17 protein-coding genes are annotated in these 18,035 nt (G+C 68.1%); 14 read left to right on the forward strand and 3 right to left on the reverse strand.

Annotated features, from left to right (window positions below):
• Window positions 1-34: 34 nt before the first annotated feature.
• Window positions 35-835, forward strand: coding sequence for a DODA-type extradiol aromatic ring-opening family dioxygenase (locus tag BM009_RS06850; protein ID WP_093294959.1), 801 nt, complete (start codon window positions 35-37; stop codon window positions 833-835).
• Here BM009_RS06850 and BM009_RS06855 read toward each other — a convergent pair.
• Together BM009_RS06855 and BM009_RS06860 are read right to left on the reverse strand one after the other, a co-directional pair.
• Entirely contained in the window at window positions 832-1,593 is a 762-nt protein-coding gene (locus BM009_RS06855; RefSeq protein WP_093294961.1) for a class II aldolase/adducin family protein, read from the reverse strand. The genes BM009_RS06850 and BM009_RS06855 overlap by 4 nt on opposite strands.
• Window positions 1,594-1,658: 65 nt before the next feature.
• Window positions 1,659-3,086 carry a helix-turn-helix domain-containing protein gene (locus tag BM009_RS06860; protein WP_093294962.1) on the reverse strand — a complete coding sequence of 476 codons (1,428 nt, stop codon included), beginning with the start codon at window positions 3,084-3,086 and terminating at the stop codon, window positions 1,659-1,661.
• Window positions 3,087-3,189: 103 nt separating this feature from the next.
• On the opposite strand from BM009_RS06860, the gene BM009_RS06865 reads away from it, so the two are divergent.
• From BM009_RS06865 to BM009_RS06900, 8 genes are all read left to right on the forward strand, one after another.
• A complete protein-coding gene (locus BM009_RS06865; protein WP_093294964.1) occupies window positions 3,190-4,716 on the forward strand; it encodes an acyl-CoA carboxylase subunit beta in 1,527 nt (508 codons plus the stop codon).
• A gap of 23 nt (window positions 4,717-4,739) precedes the next feature.
• On the forward strand, window positions 4,740-5,159 hold the full coding sequence (mce, locus tag BM009_RS06870; RefSeq protein ID WP_093294965.1) for a methylmalonyl-CoA epimerase: 420 nt from the start codon (window positions 4,740-4,742) through the stop codon (window positions 5,157-5,159).
• Window positions 5,160-5,249: 90 nt separating this feature from the next.
• Window positions 5,250-7,520 (forward strand): methylmalonyl-CoA mutase, encoded by a 2,271-nt coding sequence (scpA, locus tag BM009_RS06875; protein ID WP_093294966.1) that lies wholly within the window; start codon window positions 5,250-5,252, stop codon window positions 7,518-7,520.
• Window positions 7,517-8,461, forward strand: coding sequence for a heme-dependent oxidative N-demethylase family protein (locus tag BM009_RS06880; protein ID WP_093294967.1), 945 nt, complete (start codon window positions 7,517-7,519; stop codon window positions 8,459-8,461). Before scpA ends, BM009_RS06880 begins: the two co-directional genes overlap by 4 nt.
• A complete protein-coding gene (gene bioB, locus BM009_RS06885) occupies window positions 8,458-9,468 on the forward strand; it encodes a biotin synthase BioB (protein WP_093294968.1) in 1,011 nt (336 codons plus the stop codon). Before BM009_RS06880 ends, bioB begins: the two co-directional genes overlap by 4 nt.
• 2 nt (window positions 9,469-9,470) lie before the next feature.
• A complete protein-coding gene (locus tag BM009_RS06890; protein ID WP_093294969.1) occupies window positions 9,471-9,665 on the forward strand; it encodes a hypothetical protein in 195 nt (64 codons plus the stop codon).
• On the forward strand, window positions 9,665-11,764 hold the full coding sequence (locus BM009_RS06895; RefSeq protein WP_093294971.1) for an acetyl-CoA carboxylase biotin carboxylase subunit: 2,100 nt from the start codon (window positions 9,665-9,667) through the stop codon (window positions 11,762-11,764). The genes BM009_RS06890 and BM009_RS06895 overlap by 1 nt, the downstream gene beginning before the upstream one ends.
• A 169-nt stretch (window positions 11,765-11,933) precedes the next feature.
• Window positions 11,934-12,590 (forward strand): hypothetical protein, encoded by a 657-nt coding sequence (locus BM009_RS06900; protein ID WP_093294972.1) that lies wholly within the window; start codon window positions 11,934-11,936, stop codon window positions 12,588-12,590.
• 6 nt (window positions 12,591-12,596) lie between these two features.
• Here BM009_RS06900 and BM009_RS06905 read toward each other — a convergent pair whose 3' ends face one another.
• Window positions 12,597-13,076, reverse strand: coding sequence for an RNA pyrophosphohydrolase (locus BM009_RS06905; protein WP_093294973.1), 480 nt, complete (start codon window positions 13,074-13,076; stop codon window positions 12,597-12,599).
• 78 nt (window positions 13,077-13,154) lie between these two features.
• Here BM009_RS06905 and BM009_RS06910 point away from each other — a divergent pair, with 78 nt between their 5' ends.
• Genes BM009_RS06910 through BM009_RS06925 form a run of 5 tightly spaced genes read left to right on the forward strand, consistent with a single transcriptional unit; the run spans window position 13,155 to window position 17,968 of the window.
• Window positions 13,155-14,096: a histone deacetylase family protein gene (locus BM009_RS06910; RefSeq protein WP_093294974.1), complete on the forward strand. Its 942-nt coding sequence runs from the start codon at window positions 13,155-13,157 to the stop codon at window positions 14,094-14,096.
• Window positions 14,093-15,079, forward strand: coding sequence for a porphobilinogen synthase (gene hemB / locus BM009_RS06915; protein ID WP_093294976.1), 987 nt, complete (start codon window positions 14,093-14,095; stop codon window positions 15,077-15,079). Before BM009_RS06910 ends, hemB begins: the two co-directional genes overlap by 4 nt.
• Entirely contained in the window at window positions 15,076-15,600 is a 525-nt protein-coding gene (locus BM009_RS06920) for a GNAT family N-acetyltransferase (protein ID WP_254772182.1), read from the forward strand. The genes hemB and BM009_RS06920 overlap by 4 nt, the downstream gene beginning before the upstream one ends.
• Complete coding sequence (locus BM009_RS22550) at window positions 15,597-15,761, forward strand: hypothetical protein (protein ID WP_175487934.1); 165 nt, start codon at window positions 15,597-15,599, stop codon at window positions 15,759-15,761. Before BM009_RS06920 ends, BM009_RS22550 begins: the two co-directional genes overlap by 4 nt.
• Entirely contained in the window at window positions 15,758-17,968 is a 2,211-nt protein-coding gene (locus tag BM009_RS06925) for a spermidine synthase (RefSeq protein WP_175487935.1), read from the forward strand. The genes BM009_RS22550 and BM009_RS06925 overlap by 4 nt, the downstream gene beginning before the upstream one ends.
• Window positions 17,969-18,035: the final 67 nt, after the last annotated feature.

Consider the following 18,035-nt stretch of genomic DNA (forward strand, 5'->3'; position numbering starts at 1 on the left):
TGTCGAAGGCCGCGCTGCGGGTGACATTCGGTGCATGACCCTACCCGCGCTTTTCGTGCCCCATGGCGGCGGCCCCTGTTTCTTCATGGATCCGGCCGGCGGTCCGCCCGATCCGATGTGGCGGCCGATGCAGACCTATCTCGCCGGGCTGATCGACAGCCTGCCCGAGCGCCCGCGCGCGATCCTGCTCGTCTCCGGGCATTGGGAGGAGCGCGACCTCACCGTGCATGCCGGGGACGGCCAGCCCCTGCTGTTCGATTATTACGGCTTCCCCGAGCACACCTACAGGCTGCGCTGGGACGCGCCTGGTGCGCCGGACGTGGCGCTGCGGGCCAAGGCGCTGCTCGATGCGGCCGGCTTCCCGACCGGCGTAGAGCGCGAGCGCGGCTGGGACCACGGCGTGTTCATCCCGATGAAGGTCGCGGTGCCCGATGCCGACATCCCGCTCGTCCAGCTGTCGCTGCGCGCAGACCTCGATCCCGCCGCGCATGTCGCGATCGGCAGGGCGCTGGCGCCGTTGCGCGACGAGGGCGTGTTGATCGTAGGTTCGGGAATGAGCTTCCACAACCTTCGGGCGCGGGGGCCGCAAGTCACCCCCTATGCCGATGCCTGGGACGACGCACTGGTAGCGGCCGCCACCGATGCCGACCCGGCTCGCCGCCAGGCGCGGATCATCGCGTGGCGCGCGCTGCCCTATGCCGAATTCGCCCACCCGCGCGAAGAGCATCTGCTGCCGCTGATGGTCGCGCTCGGCGCGGGAGCTGAGGGGCCCGCCGTCTGCGACTATCGCGACAATGTGCTCGGCTGGGCGGTAAGCGGCTTCCGCTTCGGCTAGTCGCGCCAGCTGCGATCGACGCGGTCCACCAGCCGCACCATCGCCGCGAAGTCCGCCGCACCGGGGCCGCCGGGCACCTGCGCCATATGGACGTCGCGCTGGTGGACGGCCACGACCTCGGGCGCGATCTCGATCGGCTGGCCCATGCTCATCGTCGCGACCTGGATCTCGCACGCGCGCTGCAGCGCCCAGTGCTTGACGAACGCCTCGGGCAGCGTCCGGCCCATGGCGAGGATGCCGTGGTTGCGCAGCAGCATCACGCGCTTGTCGCCGAGATGGGCGAGCAGCCGCTCGCCTTCCTCGTCGCGGACGGTGACGCCTTCGAAATCATGGTAGGCGATCTGGCCGATGAAGTTGCACGCGTAGAAATTGGTCGGTCGCAGCCCGCCTTCCAGCGACGCGACCGCCATGCCGGCGGTGGTGTGGCTATGCATGATGCAATGCGCATCGGGCAGATGGCGGTGGAAGAGGGAATGCTGGACGAAGCCGGCGCGGTTCACCGGATAGGGCGAGTCGTCGAGCTTGTTGCCGTCGATATCGATCTTGACGAGGTTGGAGGCCTTCACCTCGCTGAAGTGCAGCCCGAACGGGTTGATCAGGAAGGCGCCGTCCTGGTCCGGCAGCTTCACCGTGATATGATTGTAGATCATCTCGGACCAGCCGAGCATGTCGAACACGCGGTAGCAGGCGGCGAGCTGTTGGCGCGCCTCCCACTCGGCGTCGCTCACCTGTGCAGCGGGGGCGATCGCGGTTGCCATGGCACCTCTCCAAATTTCTTTTTTGAGCTTTGGGTATGCCATGAAGCGGGAGGGCGCGGCAAGCGTCAGCGGAAGCCGTAAGGCACCGCGCGGCGGCGGTCGGGATCGATCTCGATCACCGATCCGGCGGGCGGGAAGGCGCGCTGGTCGCAGTCGAGACGGGGACAGATGCGGCACGAGGCGCCGATCGGGGTCGCCGCGCCACCGGTGCGCAGCGCATCGGCATAGACGAAGTCGGCGGCATGCGCTTCCTCGCAGCCCAGCGCCACCGCATAGCGGCGGGGCGGTCGGGTGAAGCTGCCCGAGGGCTTCACCAGCCCCTTGGCCATCGAGACGTAGCGGGTGCCGTCGGGCATCTCGGCGAGCTGGACCAGGATCCGGTCCGGGATCGCCACTGCCTCATGGACGATCCACAAGGGGCAGGCGCCGCCCAGCGCGGCGAATTGCAGCCGGGTAGCCGAGTGGCGCTTGGTGATATTGCCCGCCATGTCGACGCGACAGAAGAACACCGGCAAGCCCTGCGCGCCGGGTCGCTGCAGTGTCGAGAGCCGATGGCAGGCCTGCTCGAAGCTCACCCCGAAGCGTTGGCGGAGCCGGTCGATGTCGTGGCGCACCTCATAGGCGGCGGCACGGAACCGCCCATAGGGCATCAGCAACGCGCCCGCGGCATAGTTGGCGAGGCCGACGCTCAGCAGCTCGCGCGCGGCCGCCGACGCGAGCCCGGCGCGGTCGATCACCAGCCGCATCTCGTTGGCGAATTCGTAGCGGACGAGCCGGTGCGCGAGCAGGAAAGCACGGCTTTCCGGGGGCAGGGCGTGGTTGAGCGCCAGCGTCCGTGCGCCCTCGTCGAAGCGGCTGAGCTCGCTGCCGTCGCCCTGCGCGCCGATCACGCGGACGCCGTGCCACAGCCGCAACCGGTCCTCGAAGGCGCGCATGACATTGTCGTCATCGAGGGCGAGCGCGTCTGCCAGCAACTCCGCCGAGCGATCGATCGCGTCAATGTAATTGCCCTCGGCCTGGAACCAGTCGCGCACTTCCTCCCAAGGGAGCGGCGCGGCATCGCCCGAGCCGGTATCGAACCGATCGTCGAGCACGCGCAATTGCTCCTGGCTGCGGCGATAGGCGTCGTGCAGCGCCACCATCCGCCGGGCGAGCAGCGGCTGCTGCTCGATGCCGCGGCGGATATCGGCTTCGTCGATCCGGTCGGCGGGCACGCTGCTGTCGGTCGCAGCGTCGATCGCGCGGAGCAGCGCGGCGGTGCCGCCCTCGCCGTTGATCTCGGCTGCCTCGACCGGGAACTCGCGGGCCAGCGCCAGCAGCACCCCGTCGGTGATCGGCCGGTCGTTATTCTCGATCTGCGAGAGATAGGACACGGAGATGCCCAGCCGCTGCGCCATGCCGGCCTGGGGAATGCTCAGGCGGCGCCGCAGCTCGCGCAGGCGAAAGCCTTCGAACAGGCGGCGGCGGGGCAGGGGCGGGAGCTGGCTGGGCATGGGTTCGCATAGTCCGCAAACCTACGCCCCGCAACTTTGCAACATTGCATTTGCGAAGCCGGCATGGCCCGGTGCACAAGCCGCGTCCACGGAGAGAATGCCGATGTCGTCGACGATCGAAGAATTGGAACGCCGTCGTGCCGCTGCCCGTCTGGGCGGCGGCCAGAAGCGGATCGACGCACAGCATGCCAAGGGAAAGCTGACCGCCCGCGAGCGCCTGGAAGTGCTGCTCGACCAGGGCAGCTTCGAGGAGCTCGACATGTATGTCGAGCATAACTGCACCGATTTCGGCATGCAGGACCAGGTGATCCCCGGCGACGGCGTGGTCACCGGTTCGGGCACGATCAACGGCCGGCTGGTCTTCGTGTTCAGCCAGGATTTCACCGTGTTCGGCGGCTCGCTGTCGGAGCGACACGCGCAGAAGATCTGCAAGATCATGGACATGGCGATGAAGGTCGGCGCGCCCGTGATCGGCCTCAACGACAGCGGCGGCGCGCGGATTCAGGAGGGGGTCGCCTCGCTCGGCGGCTATGCCGAGGTGTTCCAGCGCAACGTGCTCGCCTCAGGCGTCGTGCCCCAGCTCAGCCTGATCATGGGGCCCTGCGCCGGCGGCGCGGTGTACAGCCCCGCAATGACGGACTTCATCTTCATGGTGAAGGATTCGTCCTACATGTTCGTCACCGGCCCGGATGTAGTGAAGACCGTTACCAACGAGATCGTCACGCAGGAGGAACTGGGTGGAGCGGTGACGCATACCACGAAGTCGGGGGTCGCTGACGTGGCCTTCGAGAATGATATCGAGGCGCTGCTCGCGGCCCGCGACTTCGTGGACTTCCTTCCGGCCTCGAACCGCGAGGCGCCGCCCGAGCGGCCGTGCGACGATCCCTGGGACCGGATCGACGAGAGCCTCGACACGATCATCCCGCCCAATGCCAATCAGCCCTATGACATGCACGAGCTGGTCCGGAAGACGCTCGACGAGGGCGAGTTCTTCGAGCTGCAGCCTGCCCATGCCGGCAACATCCTGATCGGCTTCGGCCGGATCGAGGGGCGCACGGTGGGCGTGGTGGCGAACCAGCCGATGGTGCTGGCGGGCTGCCTCGACATCAATGCCTCCAAGAAGGCGGCGCGGTTCGTGCGATTCTGCGACGCGTTCGAAATCCCGATCGTTACCTTCGTCGATGTGCCGGGCTTCCTTCCGGGCGTCGGCCAGGAGCATTCGGGGATCATCAAGCACGGCGCCAAGCTGCTCTTCGCCTACGCGGAGGCGACGGTGCCCAAGATCACGGTGATCACCCGCAAGGCCTATGGCGGCGCCTATGACGTCATGGCGTCGAAGCATCTGCGCGGTGACCTCAACTATGCCTGGCCGACCGCCGAGATCGCGGTGATGGGCGCCAAGGGCGCGGTGGAGATCATCTTCCGGGGCAGGACGCCCGAGGAGATCGCCGAGCGCACCGCCGAGTACGAGGCGCGCTTCGCCAACCCGTTCGTGGCGGCGAGCAAGGGGTTCGTCGACGAAGTGATCATGCCGCACTCCACGCGCCGCCGGATCGCGCTGGGCCTGCGCAAGCTGCGCAACAAGCAGCTCGAAAATCCGTGGAAGAAGCACGACAACATTCCGCTGTGATGCGGCACTGATCGAGGACTGCGATGAAACTCGGCCGTCTCAACCATGTCGGCGTTGCGACGCCGTCGATCGAAGCCTCGATCGCCTTCTATCGCGACCTGATGGGCGCGGAGGTGATCCGCGAACCCTTCGACCTGCCGGCGCAGGGGGTGAGGGTGTGCTTCGTCGATACGCCCAACAGCCAGATCGAGCTGATCGAGCCGCTGGGCGAGGCGTCGCCGATCCATGGTTTCCTCGCCAAGAACCCGGCGGGTGGACAGCACCACCTCTGCTACGAGGTGCCCGATATTCACGAAGCCAAGGCCTGGTTCGAGGGCAAGAGCTGCAAGGTCCTCGGCGAACCGCGTATGGGGGCGCATGGTACGCCGATCTTCTTCGTCCACCCCAAGGACATGGGCGGCATCCTTACCGAGATCATGGAGACGCCGCGTGACGGGCATTGATCCTACCCGTGCTCCTGCGAAAGCAGGAGCCCACAGCCCCGGGCGATACGCTTGCAACCCTGGGCTCCTGCCTTCGCAGGAGCGCGGAGAATGACCGAGAAACCCCCGCTCGACCAATGGTCCGCCGCCGCTTCGAAAGAGGTTAAGGGCAAGGATCTCACTTGGGAAACGCCCGAAGGTATCCCCGTCAAGCCTTTGTATACGCGAGCGGATGTGGCGGACCTGGATCCCGGTCTGCCGGGCTTCGCACCATTCACGCGCGGCGTGCGTGCCTCGATGTACGCCGGACGCCCCTGGACCATCCGCCAATATGCGGGTTTCTCCACCGCCGAGGAGTCGAATGCCTTCTACCGCCGGAACCTCGCCGCCGGGCAGAAGGGGCTGTCGGTCGCCTTCGATCTCGCCACCCATCGTGGCTATGACAGTGATCACCCGCGCGTCGTCGGCGATGTCGGCAAGGCGGGCGTGGCGATCGACACGATCGAGGACATGAAGATCCTGTTCGACGGCATCCCGCTCGACGAGATGTCGGTCTCGATGACGATGAACGGCGCGGTGATCCCAGTGCTGGCCTTCTTCATCGTCGCGGGCGAGGAGCAGGGGGTGCCGCAGGAAAAGCTGGAAGGCACGATCCAGAACGACATCCTCAAGGAGTTCATGGTCCGGAACACCTATATCTACCCGCCCGAACCGAGCATGCGGATCATTTCAGACATTTTCGCCTATACCAGCGCGAAGATGCCGAAATTCAACAGTATTTCCATTTCCGGCTACCACATGCAGGAAGCCGGCGCGACCCAGGTGCAGGAACTCGCTTTCACCATCGCCGACGGCATGGAATATGTGAAGTACGGCGTCGCCTCGGGCCTCGATATCGACAAGTTCGCAGGCCGTCTGAGCTTCTTCTTCGCAATCGGTATGAACTTCTTCATGGAAGTGGCGAAGCTGCGGGCCGCACGGGTGCTGTGGCATAGGGTGATGACGCAGCTCGGCGCGCAGGACGAGCGCTCCAAGATGCTGCGCACGCATTGCCAAACCTCGGGTGTGTCCCTCACCGAGCAGGACCCGTACAACAACGTCATCCGCACCACGATCGAGGCGATGGCCGCGATGCTCGGCGGCACCCAGAGCCTCCACACCAATGCGCTCGACGAAGCGATTGCGCTGCCCACCGATTTCTCCGCCCGCATCGCCCGCAACACCCAGATCGTGCTGCAGGAAGAGACGGGGATGACGAAGGTCGTCGATCCGCTCGGCGGCAGCTATTATGTCGAGAGCCTCACCCAGAGCCTCGTCGACAAGGCCTGGGAGATCATCGAGCGGGTCGAGGCCGAGGGCGGCATGGCCAAGGCGGTCGCCGCCGGCTGGCCCAAGGCGATGATCGAGGAAGCCGCCGCCGCCCGCCAGGCGCGGGTCGATCGCGGCGAGGACGTGATCGTCGGGGTCAACAAATACCGGCTGGCGAGCGAGGATCTGCTCGAGACGCTCGAGGTGGACAACGCCGCCGTGCGCGAGGGCCAGATTGCCCGCATCCAGCGGGTGAAGGCCGCGCGCGACGAAGCTGCGTGCCAGGCGGCGCTTGACGCGCTGCGGGAAGCGGCAAAAAATCCTCCCCTACAAGGGGAGGGGGACCGCTCGCCGCAGGCGAGTGGTGGAGGGATGTCACCCTCTCAACCGGAGGACACCCCTCCGTCAGCCGCTGACGCGGCTGCCACCTCCCCTTCCAGGGGAGGATTGGAAAACAACCTCCTCGCGCTCGCTGTCGAAGCCGCCCGGGCACGCGCGACGCTCGGCGAGATCAGCGCGGCGATGGAAGACGTGTTTGGCCGCTATGCCACCCAGCCGACCCCGGTAAAGGGCGTCTACGGCGCGCCCTATGCCGAGGACAGCCGCTGGGCCGAGGTCGTGCGCGGCGTCGAGGCCGTAGAACGTCGCCTCGGCCGCAAGCCCCGGCTGCTCGTCGCCAAGATGGGGCAGGACGGGCATGATCGCGGCGCCAACGTGATCGCCTCGGCCTTTTCGGACATGGGTTTCGAGGTGGTCAGCGGCCCGCTGTTCCAGACGCCCGAGGAAACCGTGGTGCTGGCGCTCGACAGCGGCGTCGACGTGGTTGGCGCCTCCAGCCTCGCGGCGGGGCACAAGACGCTCATCCCGGAGCTGATCCGCGGCCTGCGGGAAGCGGGGCGGGGCGACATCAAGGTCATCGCCGGCGGCGTCATCCCGCCGCAGGACTACGAGATGCTGCGCGCGGCGGGGGTGCAGGGCATCTATGGTCCGGGCTCCAACGTCGTGGAGTGCGCGGCGGATGTGCTGCGCCTGCTTGGCCACAATATGCCGCCGCTCGAGGCTGCCGCCGAATGAGCCTGGGCTTTTCCGTCGAGGCGCTGATCCCGCGCGCTCGCGGCGGAGGAGCGCTGCGCATGGGGCTGGTGCGGGTGGCGGAGGACGAATGGCTGACGCCGGGGGCGGATATGGCGGCGCGCGCGGCGGTGTTTGCGGCTGAGCCGGAGTGCGTGCAGGTGCTGCCGGAGGCGGAAGCTGCGGTAGATGAGGTTGCCGCGCTCCTTCCATCCTCCCCTGCAAGGGGAGGTGTCGCGCAGCGACGGAGGGGTGAAGACGCTGAAGTTGGCGGACGATCGCTCGACCGGGGACACCCATCCGTCGAGCCTTCGGCTCGCCACCTCCCCTTACAGGGGAGGATCGATGGTGCTGTCGACGCCATGCGCTCCGCGGCAAGCGGCGTGTGGGAAGACCTTTGCATCCTTACACCCGACGCAACCGGCCAATACCGCCTCACCGCCGCCGCGCTGGCGTTCCCGACCGACTGGCATCTCGCGGAAAAGCTCGGCCACGCGCTCACCCCGATCCACGCGCCGATCCACGGCTATGCGGAACAGCTCGCGTCGGGTGTCGACCATTTCTTCGCGACCCTCCAGCCGGATTCGATCTTCGGGCGCACCAACTGGTTCGTCGTGGCGAGCGATGCCTGGCGTTACCTGCCGCAGGACGCCCCCGAAACCCGCTTCGCCCATGTGACAGCGGAGAATGCCGGCGCGACGCTGTTCGTCCGCTGCGAGCGCCAGACGCTGCGCCGCCTGCCCCAAAGCGTGGCAGTGCTGTTCACCATCGGCATCCATGTCGAGCCGCTCGACCGCCTGAGCACCGCCGCCGTCGCGCGCGTCGCCCAGTCCGTCGCGGGCATCAGCAGCGGCGAGCACGAACGTCGCGCCGCGCCCTTTTACGCCGAGGCTCTCACCCGCTATGCCGAGCGGCGTAACCGTTCACCGGAGTTGCTTGCTTGACCCTCGAATCCTCCCCCGTCCGCACCGACTGGACCCGCGACGAGATTGCCGCGCTGTTCGACCTGCCGTTCACCGAACTCGTGTTCCGCGCGGCCGAAGTGCACCGCGCCAACCATCCGGCGAACCAGGTCCAGCGCTCGACGCTATTGTCGATCAAGACCGGCGGCTGTCCCGAGGATTGCGGCTATTGCAGCCAGTCGGTCCATGCCGATACCGGCCTCAAGGCGACCAAGCTGATGGATCCGCGCGCGGTGCTGCAGGCGGCGGCGCAGGCCAAGGACCATGGCTCGACCCGCTTCTGCATGGGCGCCGCCTGGCGCAACCCCAAGGACCGCGACATGGGCGCCATTGTCGAGATGGTGAAGGGCGTCCGCGCGATGGGCATGGAAACCTGCATGACGCTGGGCATGCTCACGGACGACCAGGCCAAGACGCTCGCCGATGCGGGGCTCGATTACTACAACCACAATATCGACACTTCGCCCGAGCGCTATGGCGAGGTGATCACCACCCGCAGCTTTGAGGAGCGGCTGGAGACGCTGGAGCATGTCCGCGAAGCGGGCATCAATGTGTGCTGCGGTGGCATCGTCGGCATGGGGGAGACGCGCGGCGACCGCGTGGGCTTCATCCATGCGCTCGCCACGCTGCCGGTGCATCCGGGCAGCGTGCCGGTCAACGCGCTGGTGCCGGTGAAGGGCACCGTGCTCGGCGACATGCTGGCCGACACGCCGCTCGCCAAGATCGACGATATCGAGTTTGTCCGCACGGTGGCGGTGGCGCGCATCACCATGCCGCGCGCGATGGTCCGGCTGTCGGCGGGCCGCGAGAGCATGAGCGATGCGACCCAGGCCTTGTGCTTCCTGGCGGGCGCCAATTCGATCTTCACCGGCGACAAGCTGCTGACCGCGGGCAATGCCGGCGACGACAAGGACGCCGCGCTGTTCGCCCGCCTCGGCATCGTGCCAATGGCGGCGGAGTGCAAGGTGGAGTTGGAGGCGGCGGAGTAACCGTGCCGCACGAGCTCGATTGGCTGTGGCGGGCGATTGCCTTCCCCTTCGCCGATTGGGCGAACAGCCCCTCCATGCTCCGGCTCGAACTGCGGCGGCCATGGCTCTACCGCGCCATCGTCTGGCCGCCGCTATTTCTTCTGATCGCCGCCTTGGCGATTGTCAGCCTTTGGTGTGTAGGGGTTATAAAGCTCTGATGTTCAAGAAAATCCTCGTCGCCAACCGTGGCGAAATCGCGTGCAGGGTGATGCGTACCGCGAAGAAGATGGGCATTGCCACGGTCGCGGTCTATTCGGATGCGGACGCCCGCGCGCCGCATGTGCGGATGGCGGACGAGGCGGTGCGGCTCGGGCCCGCACCGGCGGCGGAAAGCTATCTCAAGGCGGACCTGATCCTGCTCGCCGCCAAGGAAACCGGCGCCGATGCGATCCACCCGGGCTATGGCTTCCTCTCCGAGCGCGAGAGCTTCGCCAAGGCCTGCGCCGAGGCGGGGATCGCGTTCGTCGGTCCGCCGCCGGGGGCGATCGCGGCGATGGGCGACAAGATCGAATCGAAGAAGCTCGCCAAGGAAGCCGGGGTCAATGTCGTGCCCGGCTTCCTGGGGGAGATCGCCGATACCGAGCATGCGGTGCGGATCGCGACGGAGATCGGCTATCCGGTGATGATGAAGGCCTCGGCCGGCGGCGGCGGCAAGGGCATGCGGCTCGCCTGGAGCGAGCAGGACGTCCGCGAGGGCTTCGAGGCGACCAAGCGCGAAGGCCTTGCCAGCTTCGGCGACGACCGCGTGTTCATCGAGAAGTTCATCGAGAGCCCGCGCCACATCGAGATCCAGCTGCTGGGCGACCAGCATGGCAACATCGTCTACCTCAACGAGCGCGAATGCTCGATCCAGCGCCGCCACCAGAAGGTGGTCGAGGAGGCGCCGTCGCCCTTCGTCACGCCCGCAATGCGCAAGGCGATGGGCGAGCAGGCGGTCGCGCTCGCCCGGGCGGTCGGCTATTACAGCGCCGGCACGGTCGAGCTGATCGTCTCGGGCGCCGACAAGACGGGGCAGGGCTTCTACTTCCTCGAGATGAACACCCGGCTCCAGGTGGAGCATCCGGTGACCGAGGCGATCACCGGGCTCGACCTGGTCGAGCAGATGATCCGCGTCGCCGTCGGCGAGAAGCTGGCGTTCGGACAGGGCGAGGTGAAGCTCGACGGCTGGGCGATCGAGAACCGCGTCTATGCCGAGGATCCCTATCGCGGCTTCCTGCCGAGCACGGGTAGGTTGGTGCGGTATCGTAGCCCTTCCCCTTCAGGGGAGGGGTTGGGGTGGGGCAGTGTCGCACCGAGACCGACAGACGGTCTGGAATCCCTCCACCCCAACCCCTCCCCTGAAGGGGAGGGGCTTGAGAGGCAGGGCTACGTCCGCGTCGATGACGGGGTGACTGAAGGCTCCGAGATCAGCATGTTCTACGATCCGATGATCGCCAAGCTGATCACCTGGGCGCCGACCCGGGACGAGGCGGCAGACCTGCAGGTCCGCGCGCTCGACCGCTTCCGGATCGACGGCATCGGCCACAATATCGATTTCCTCTCGGCGATCATGCAGCACCCGCGCTTCCGCTCGGGCGAGCTCACCACCGGCTTCATCGCCGAGGAATATCCCGAGGGCTTCCACGGCGCACCGGCCGATGAAGCGCTCGTGCGCCGCCTCGCCGCGGTCGCCGTCGTGCTGGACCTCGCCCGCACCGCGCGGGCGGCGGAAATCTCCGGCCAGCTGGGCGAGGTAGCCCTTTCCACCGAGCGTTCGGTGCGGATCGGCGAACATCGCTTCGACGTGAGCGTCGACGGCTGCGACACCGGGCTGCTGGTCAATCTGTCGAGCGACGAGGCGCCGCTGGAAGTCTCCGGCCATTGGCGCGCGGGCGATCCGCAGTTCGTCGCGCGCATCGACGGGGTGGAATTCGCCACGGCGGTCGATCGCACCCGCACCGGCTGGAAGCTCACCGCGCACGGGGCCGTGCATCTGGTCGAGGTGCTGCCGCCACATGTCGCGCAGTACCGCGCGCACATGATCGAGAAGGTGCCGCCCGACATGAGCCGCTTCCTGCTCGCGCCGATGCCGGGGCTGCTCACGCGCCTCCATGTCCAGCCGGGCGACAAGGTCGAGGCCGGCCAGGCGCTGGCGGTGATCGAGGCGATGAAGATGGAGAACATCCTCCGCGCCGAGCGGTCGGGCACCGTCAAGCACGCCCATTTCGGCGCGGGTGATAGCCTCGCGGTCGATGCTGCCATCCTGGAATTCGAGTAACGTAGAGGCAATACGTCTCACATCGATACGGGTGCGTATCCATTTTCGCATTGCCCTGATGCCGTTTCCGGGCTTGTGGCGACCGGGAAACTCGTGTCTCAATCGCGATACAAAAGGGGCGCTCGGCGGTTCACCCCCCGAAGATCGCGGGCTCCCAGAGGATGGCAACGTGCAGGAAGAGGATGGCTTCACCCGCTGGATCGAGGCGTGCGCGGCGGGCGAACTGCTGGGCATCGGCGCGGCGGCCCTGTGGTGGGTTACCGTCGATCGCTACGATCCGGTGCCGGTAGGCGCCACCGCGGAATGGCTCGTCTTTTTCGGCAAGGCGTTGAGCGGACTGATCCAGGGTCTTACGCTCGGGCTGCTGCAGGGCTGGGCGCTGCGGCGGCAGTTCCCGGCACTCGATCTGCGCGCCTGGGTGGGAGCGACGACGCTGGTCGGCATCCTCGTCTGGTCGATCGGCGCCTGGTACGCCGTGTTTCCGCCGCTCGACGGCGACCCGCTGCTGCCGCCGGTGGAGACGCTGTTCCAGACCGCCGTCGCTGCTGCCGGCTTCGGACTGGGGCTTGGGTTGCTGTTCGGCGCGGCACAGGCGATCGTGCTGCACCGCGCCGCCGGTCAGGTGCATTGGTGGGTCGCGGTGAACGCGATCGGCTGGGGCGCTGCGCTCCCCTGTATCTATGTTGCGGCTTCGGTCGGCAGCGCCGAGCCGAACAGCCTGGAGATCGCCATCCGCGGACTGGTGGGCGGTATCGTTTCCGGCGTCGTGCTGGGAACGATCACCGGGCTGTCGTTTGCGGTGATGCCGGCGCGGCGGGCGGCCTGATCGCGCTCAGCCGAGGTGCGGGGCGAACAGCTCCAACAGCCGCGTGTACAGCGCGCGCTTGAACGGCACGATCAGTTCGGGAAGGTCGGCGGGCTCGGCCCAGCGCCATGCCCGGAATTCGGGATGCGCCGTGGCGATGTCGATGTCGCCATCCTCGCCGAGGAAGCGCAGCAGGAACCAGCGCTGGCGCTGGCCGCGCCACTTGCCCTTCCACACCTTGCCGATCAGGTCGTCGGGCAGGTCATATTGCAGCTCTTCGGGCGCCTCCGCGATCAGCTCGGCATGGTGGCGGGCAACGCCGGTCTCTTCCCAAAGCTCGCGGAAGGCGGCTTCCACCGCGTCTTCGCCCGGATCGATCCCGCCCTGGGGCATCTGCCAGGCCTCCAGCGTCGAATCGAGCCGCTGGCCGACGAACACGCGGCCCTCGCGGTTGAGCAGCATCACGCCGGCGCAGGGGCGATAGGGAAGCGAAGCGGGATCGGTCATGTGGCTTCCCTAGAGCGGCGCGGGACCTGACGGAAGGGTCGTCTTTCGCATGCCAACGCCGGTTCCTAAATTGCGCGCGTGATACCCGTCGTCCACCACCCCGATTATGTCGCCCCGGCACCGGCGGGCAGCGCCTATCTCTGGAACAAGAACGGCCTCGTCCGCGACCTGCTCCGGGCCGAGGGCACCCACATCGCTTGGCACGCGCCCGAAGCGATGCCGCCGCGCTGGCTAGAGGCGGTCCACGATCCCGACTATGTCGCCGAAGTGCTGGAGGCGCGCGTGCCGCCGCACAAGACGCGGCGGATCGGCTTCCCGGTCACCCCCGCAGTCGCGCGCCGATCAGAGCGGGTGCCGGGCGGCACCTTTCTCGCCGCACGGATCGCGCAGACCGAAGGCTATGCGGCGAACAGCGCGGGCGGCAGCCACCACGCGCTGGCCGATACCGGCGCGGGCTATTGCGTGTTCAACGACCTCGCCATCGCGGCGGTCCGCCTGACCGAGGAGGGGCATGCCGCCCGCGTGCTGATCGTCGACTGCGACGTGCACCAGGGCGACGGCACCGCAGCGCTGACCGCCGGGAGATCGGATATCGCCACCTATTCGATCCACGCCGAAAAGAACTTTCCGGTCCGCAAGGCCCGCTCGACCCTCGATGTCGGCCTGGCCGATGGAACGGGGGACGACGCCTATCTCGAGACGCTGGAAGCGACGCTGCTGCCGCTGCTCGCCCAGTTCGATCCCGACCTGGTGCTGTACCAGGCCGGCGTCGATCCGTTCGCCGACGACCGGCTGGGGCGGCTGGGACTAAGCGGGGAAGGGCTGGTCGCGCGCGATCGCTGGGTGGCGGAGACACTGCGGCGGCGCGGCATTCCGTTCGCCAGCACGCTCGGCGGTGGTTATGGCAGCGATGCGCTGGAGGTCGCGCGGCGGCATGCCACTTCGATCCTCACCCTCGGCGCGGCGGCGCTTGGCGACGCTTGCAACGCACGCAATCAAGGCGCATCTGACGCCGCATGAGCCACTATCCCGCGCTTCGCCTCCGCCGCTCCCGGGCTTCGGCCTGGAGCCGTCGCCTCCATGCCGAAACGGTGCTCACTCCGGCAGACCTGATCTGGCCGGTGTTCGTGACCGAAGGTACGGAAGAGGAGCCGATCGCCGCGCTCCCCGGCGTCTCGCGCTGGAGCCTCGCCGGCATCGTCGACCGCGCCCGTGAGGCGCGCGACCTCGGCATTCCCTGCCTGGCGCTGTTCCCCAATACGCCGCACGGCTTGCGCACCGAGGACGGTCGCGAGGCGGTCAATCCGGACAATCTGATGTGCCGGGCGATCCGCGCGATCAAGGATGCGGTGCCCGAAGTGGGGGTGCTGACCGATGTCGCGCTCGACCCCTATACCAGCCACGGCCATGACGGCATCGTCGACGCGGCGGGCTATGTGCTCAACGACGAAACCTCGGCGGTGCTGGTCGAGCAGGCGCTGGTCCAGGCGCAGGCGGGTGCGGACATCGTCGCGCCCAGCGACATGATGGACGGCCGCGTCGGCCAGATCCGCGCGGCGCTGGAAGGCGACGGGCAGGTCAACGTCCAGATCATGGCCTATGCCGCCAAATATGCGAGCGCCTTTTACGGGCCCTTCCGCGATGCGGTCGGCAGCCGCGGGCTGCTGAAGGGCGACAAGAAGACCTACCAGATGGACCCGGCCAATGCCGAGGAAGCGCTGCGGGAAGTCGCGCTCGACCTGGCGGAAGGCGCGGACAGCGTGATGGTCAAGCCGGGCCTGCCCTATCTCGACATCGTTACCCGCGTGAAGAGCGCGTTCGAAGTGCCTGTATTCGCCTATCAGGTCTCCGGCGAATATGCCATGATCGAGGCCGCTGCCGCGGTCGGCGCAGGCGATCGCGAGGCATTGGTGCTGGAGACGTTGATGGCGTTCAAGCGGGCGGGATGTTCGGGCGTGCTCACCTATCACGCGCCGCTGGCGGCACGGCTGCTCGGCGCGTGATCGAGACGGCGCGGCTGCTGTTGCGGCCGCCCGAGCCGCGCGACTTCGACGCGCTCCACGCGATGTGGAGCGATCCGGACGTCATGCGCGACCTCGGGCCGGTGAAGACCCCGGCGCATAGCCGAGCGACGATCGCCCGGCATCTTGGCTATGGCCCCAGCCATGGCCTGGGTTTCCAGGTCGTCGAGCGGCGGGAGGACGGCGCGGTGCTCGGCTTTTGCGGGCTGAAGCCAGGCGCGCCCGATACGCCGATCGCCGGCGAGCTCGAGATCGGCTGGATGTTCGCGCGTGCCCATTGGGGCAAGGGCTATGCCTGCGAGGCGGCGGCGGCGACTCTGAATTGGGCGTGGAAACACCGTGCGGAACCCCGCGTCGTGGCGATCACCTCGGCGTGCAATCAGGCCAGCCGCGGACTGATGGAGCGGCTCGGCATGACTTGGTTCGCCGATTTCGAGCATCCGGTGCATCCGCAAGGCCATCGCTTGCGTCCCAGCGTCGCCTTCGCCATCCCCCACCCATGATCGAGACCGAGCGACTCCTGCTGCGCGGCTGGACCGATGCCGACCGCGCCGAGAGCGATGTGGGCATCGGCATGCAGCGCGCCGCGGACAACCACATCGACCGTTCGACGGTCATTCCCGACTCGCGGTGCCACCACATCCATCGCGTCGCGCGGTCGTGACGGACCCGCAAGCGCCGGCCGGCGGCGCGCGCCGCGCATGGTTCGTTGCGGCCATTCTCGGCGGTTCCTTCCTGCTGTTCCTGATCCAGCCGATGGTCGCGCGGATGGCGCTGCCCCGGCTCGGCGGCGCGCCGGCGGTGTGGAACTCGGCGATGCTCGTCTATCAGGCGCTGCTGCTCGTCGGCTATGGCTATGCGCATTGGCTGGGACGGTTCCGCGTGCGCACCCAGGCGGGCGTGCATCTCGGCGTCCTGGCCGTTGCGGCGCTATGGCTGCCGATCGGGCTGGGATCGATGCAGGTGCCCGCGGGGGCCGAGCCCGCGCTTTGGGTGCCGTGGCTGCTCGTCGCGGCGATCGGACCGCTGTTCCTCGCCATCTCGGCGCAGGCGCCGTTGCTCCAGCGCTGGTACGCGGTGGCGAGCCATGGGCGCGACCCCTATGCGCTCTATGCCGCTTCCAACATCGGCAGCTTCGGCGGCCTGCTCGCCTATCCGCTGCTGGTCGAGCCGCTGCTGCGGCTGCGCAGCCAGAGCTGGCTTTGGACGATCGGCTATGCGCTGGTGACGCTGCTGGTGCTCGCCTGCGCAAGCCGGCTGCCCAAAAGCGAGGCGCTGCCCGCGCCGCGTACCGATTGCCCCGCTACCGTGGCGCGCGACTGGGGGCGCTGGATCCTGCTCGCGCTGGTTCCCTCGGGGCTGATGCTGGCGACGACGACCTTCCTGACGACGGACATCGTCGCCGTGCCGCTGCTCTGGGTGCTGCCGCTGGGGCTGTACCTGCTGAGCTTCCCCGTTGCCTTCCGTAGCTCGGCGCTGCTCGACGACCTGCTCGAACGCTGCGTGCCGCTGGTCCTGCTGCTGTTCGGCGCGGCGCTGGTCGCCGGGGACTCGCGGCTGGCCTATTTCAACGCGCTGATCGGCCTGGTCCTGCTGTTCGCGGTGGCGGTGGCCTGCCATGCGCGGCTCTATGCGCTGCGGCCGCCGCCCGAGCGGCTGACCGGCTTCTACCTCGCCATGGCGGTGGGCGGGGCGCTGGGCGGCGTGTTTTCGGGGCTGCTGGCACCGGTGCTGTTCGACTGGACCTATGAGTATCCGCTGCTGATCCTCGCGGCGGGGCTGCTGATCCCGCAGCGTGCGCTGACCGGCGAGTTCGCGCGGCTCTGGGCGAGCCGCTATCGGCTGCCCGCCGGGCTGGCGCTGAGCGCCGCGGTGGTGGCGATCGTGGTCGTCGCGCTGCACGCGCAGCTGCTGGGCCCGATCCAGATCCAGCTCGGATTCGTCGCGGTGGCGGTGATCGGGCTGGTGGCGATCGGCGCGCGCTGGCCGTTCGCGATGGCGCTGGCGGGCGGGCTGTTCCTGTTCGGCGGCTATACCGCGATCGAGACGTCGCTCAGCGGCGCGCGTACCCGCAGCTATTTCGGCGTCTACACGGTGAGCGACCAGCCCGACCAGCGCCGGCTCGCACACGGCACCACGGTACACGGCGTGCAGCTCAAGGGCGCGCGGGCGACGCGGCCGACCACCTATTACCAGGCAGGATCGGGTGTGGGGCAGGCGATGCTCGCCGCACCCGCGCTGTACGGGGCGAATGCCCGCATCGGGGTTGTCGGGCTCGGCACCGGCACGCTCGCCTGCTATGCCAAGCCCGGCCAGTCGTGGCGCTTCTTCGAGATCGACCCGGCGGTCGTGCATCTCGCCCGCGACAGCGGCAAGTTCAGCTTCCTGCGCCTCTGCGCCCCGCAGGCGCAGATCCTGATCGGCGATGCGCGGCTTCGGCTGAGCGAGCTGCCACCGACCAGCCTCGACCTGCTCGCGCTCGACGCCTTCTCCTCGGACGCGGTGCCGATGCACCTGATGACCGCCGAGGCCTTCGCCACCTATGGGCGGGTGCTGGCGCCGGAGGGGCTGCTGCTCGTCCATATCTCCAACCGCTTCCTCGCGCTCGGGCCGGTGGTGGCGGGTGCTGCCAAGGCGGGCGGCTGGCAGGGCCTGCGGCTGGTCCATGTGCCGAGCGCGCTCGAGCGGCAGGACGAAGGCGCCGTGTCCGACTGGATCGCGCTCAGCCGCTCGCCGCGGGTGCTGGCAGCGTTGAAGGCGCGCGATGGCGAATGGCGGCCGCTGGTTGGCCAGCCGGGCTTCACCGGCTGGACCGACGATCACGCCTCGCTGGTACCGGTGCTGCGGCTGTTCCGCTCCGCCGGAGACTAGGTCGTGAACTCATAAACGACTGCTGTCGGTAGCCGGCCCGGGTGTCCGAATTTGGTGGGAAGCGGAC

Source organism: Sphingomonas sp. NFR04, assembly GCF_900114095.1.
Lineage (GTDB): Bacteria > Pseudomonadota > Alphaproteobacteria > Sphingomonadales > Sphingomonadaceae > Sphingomonas.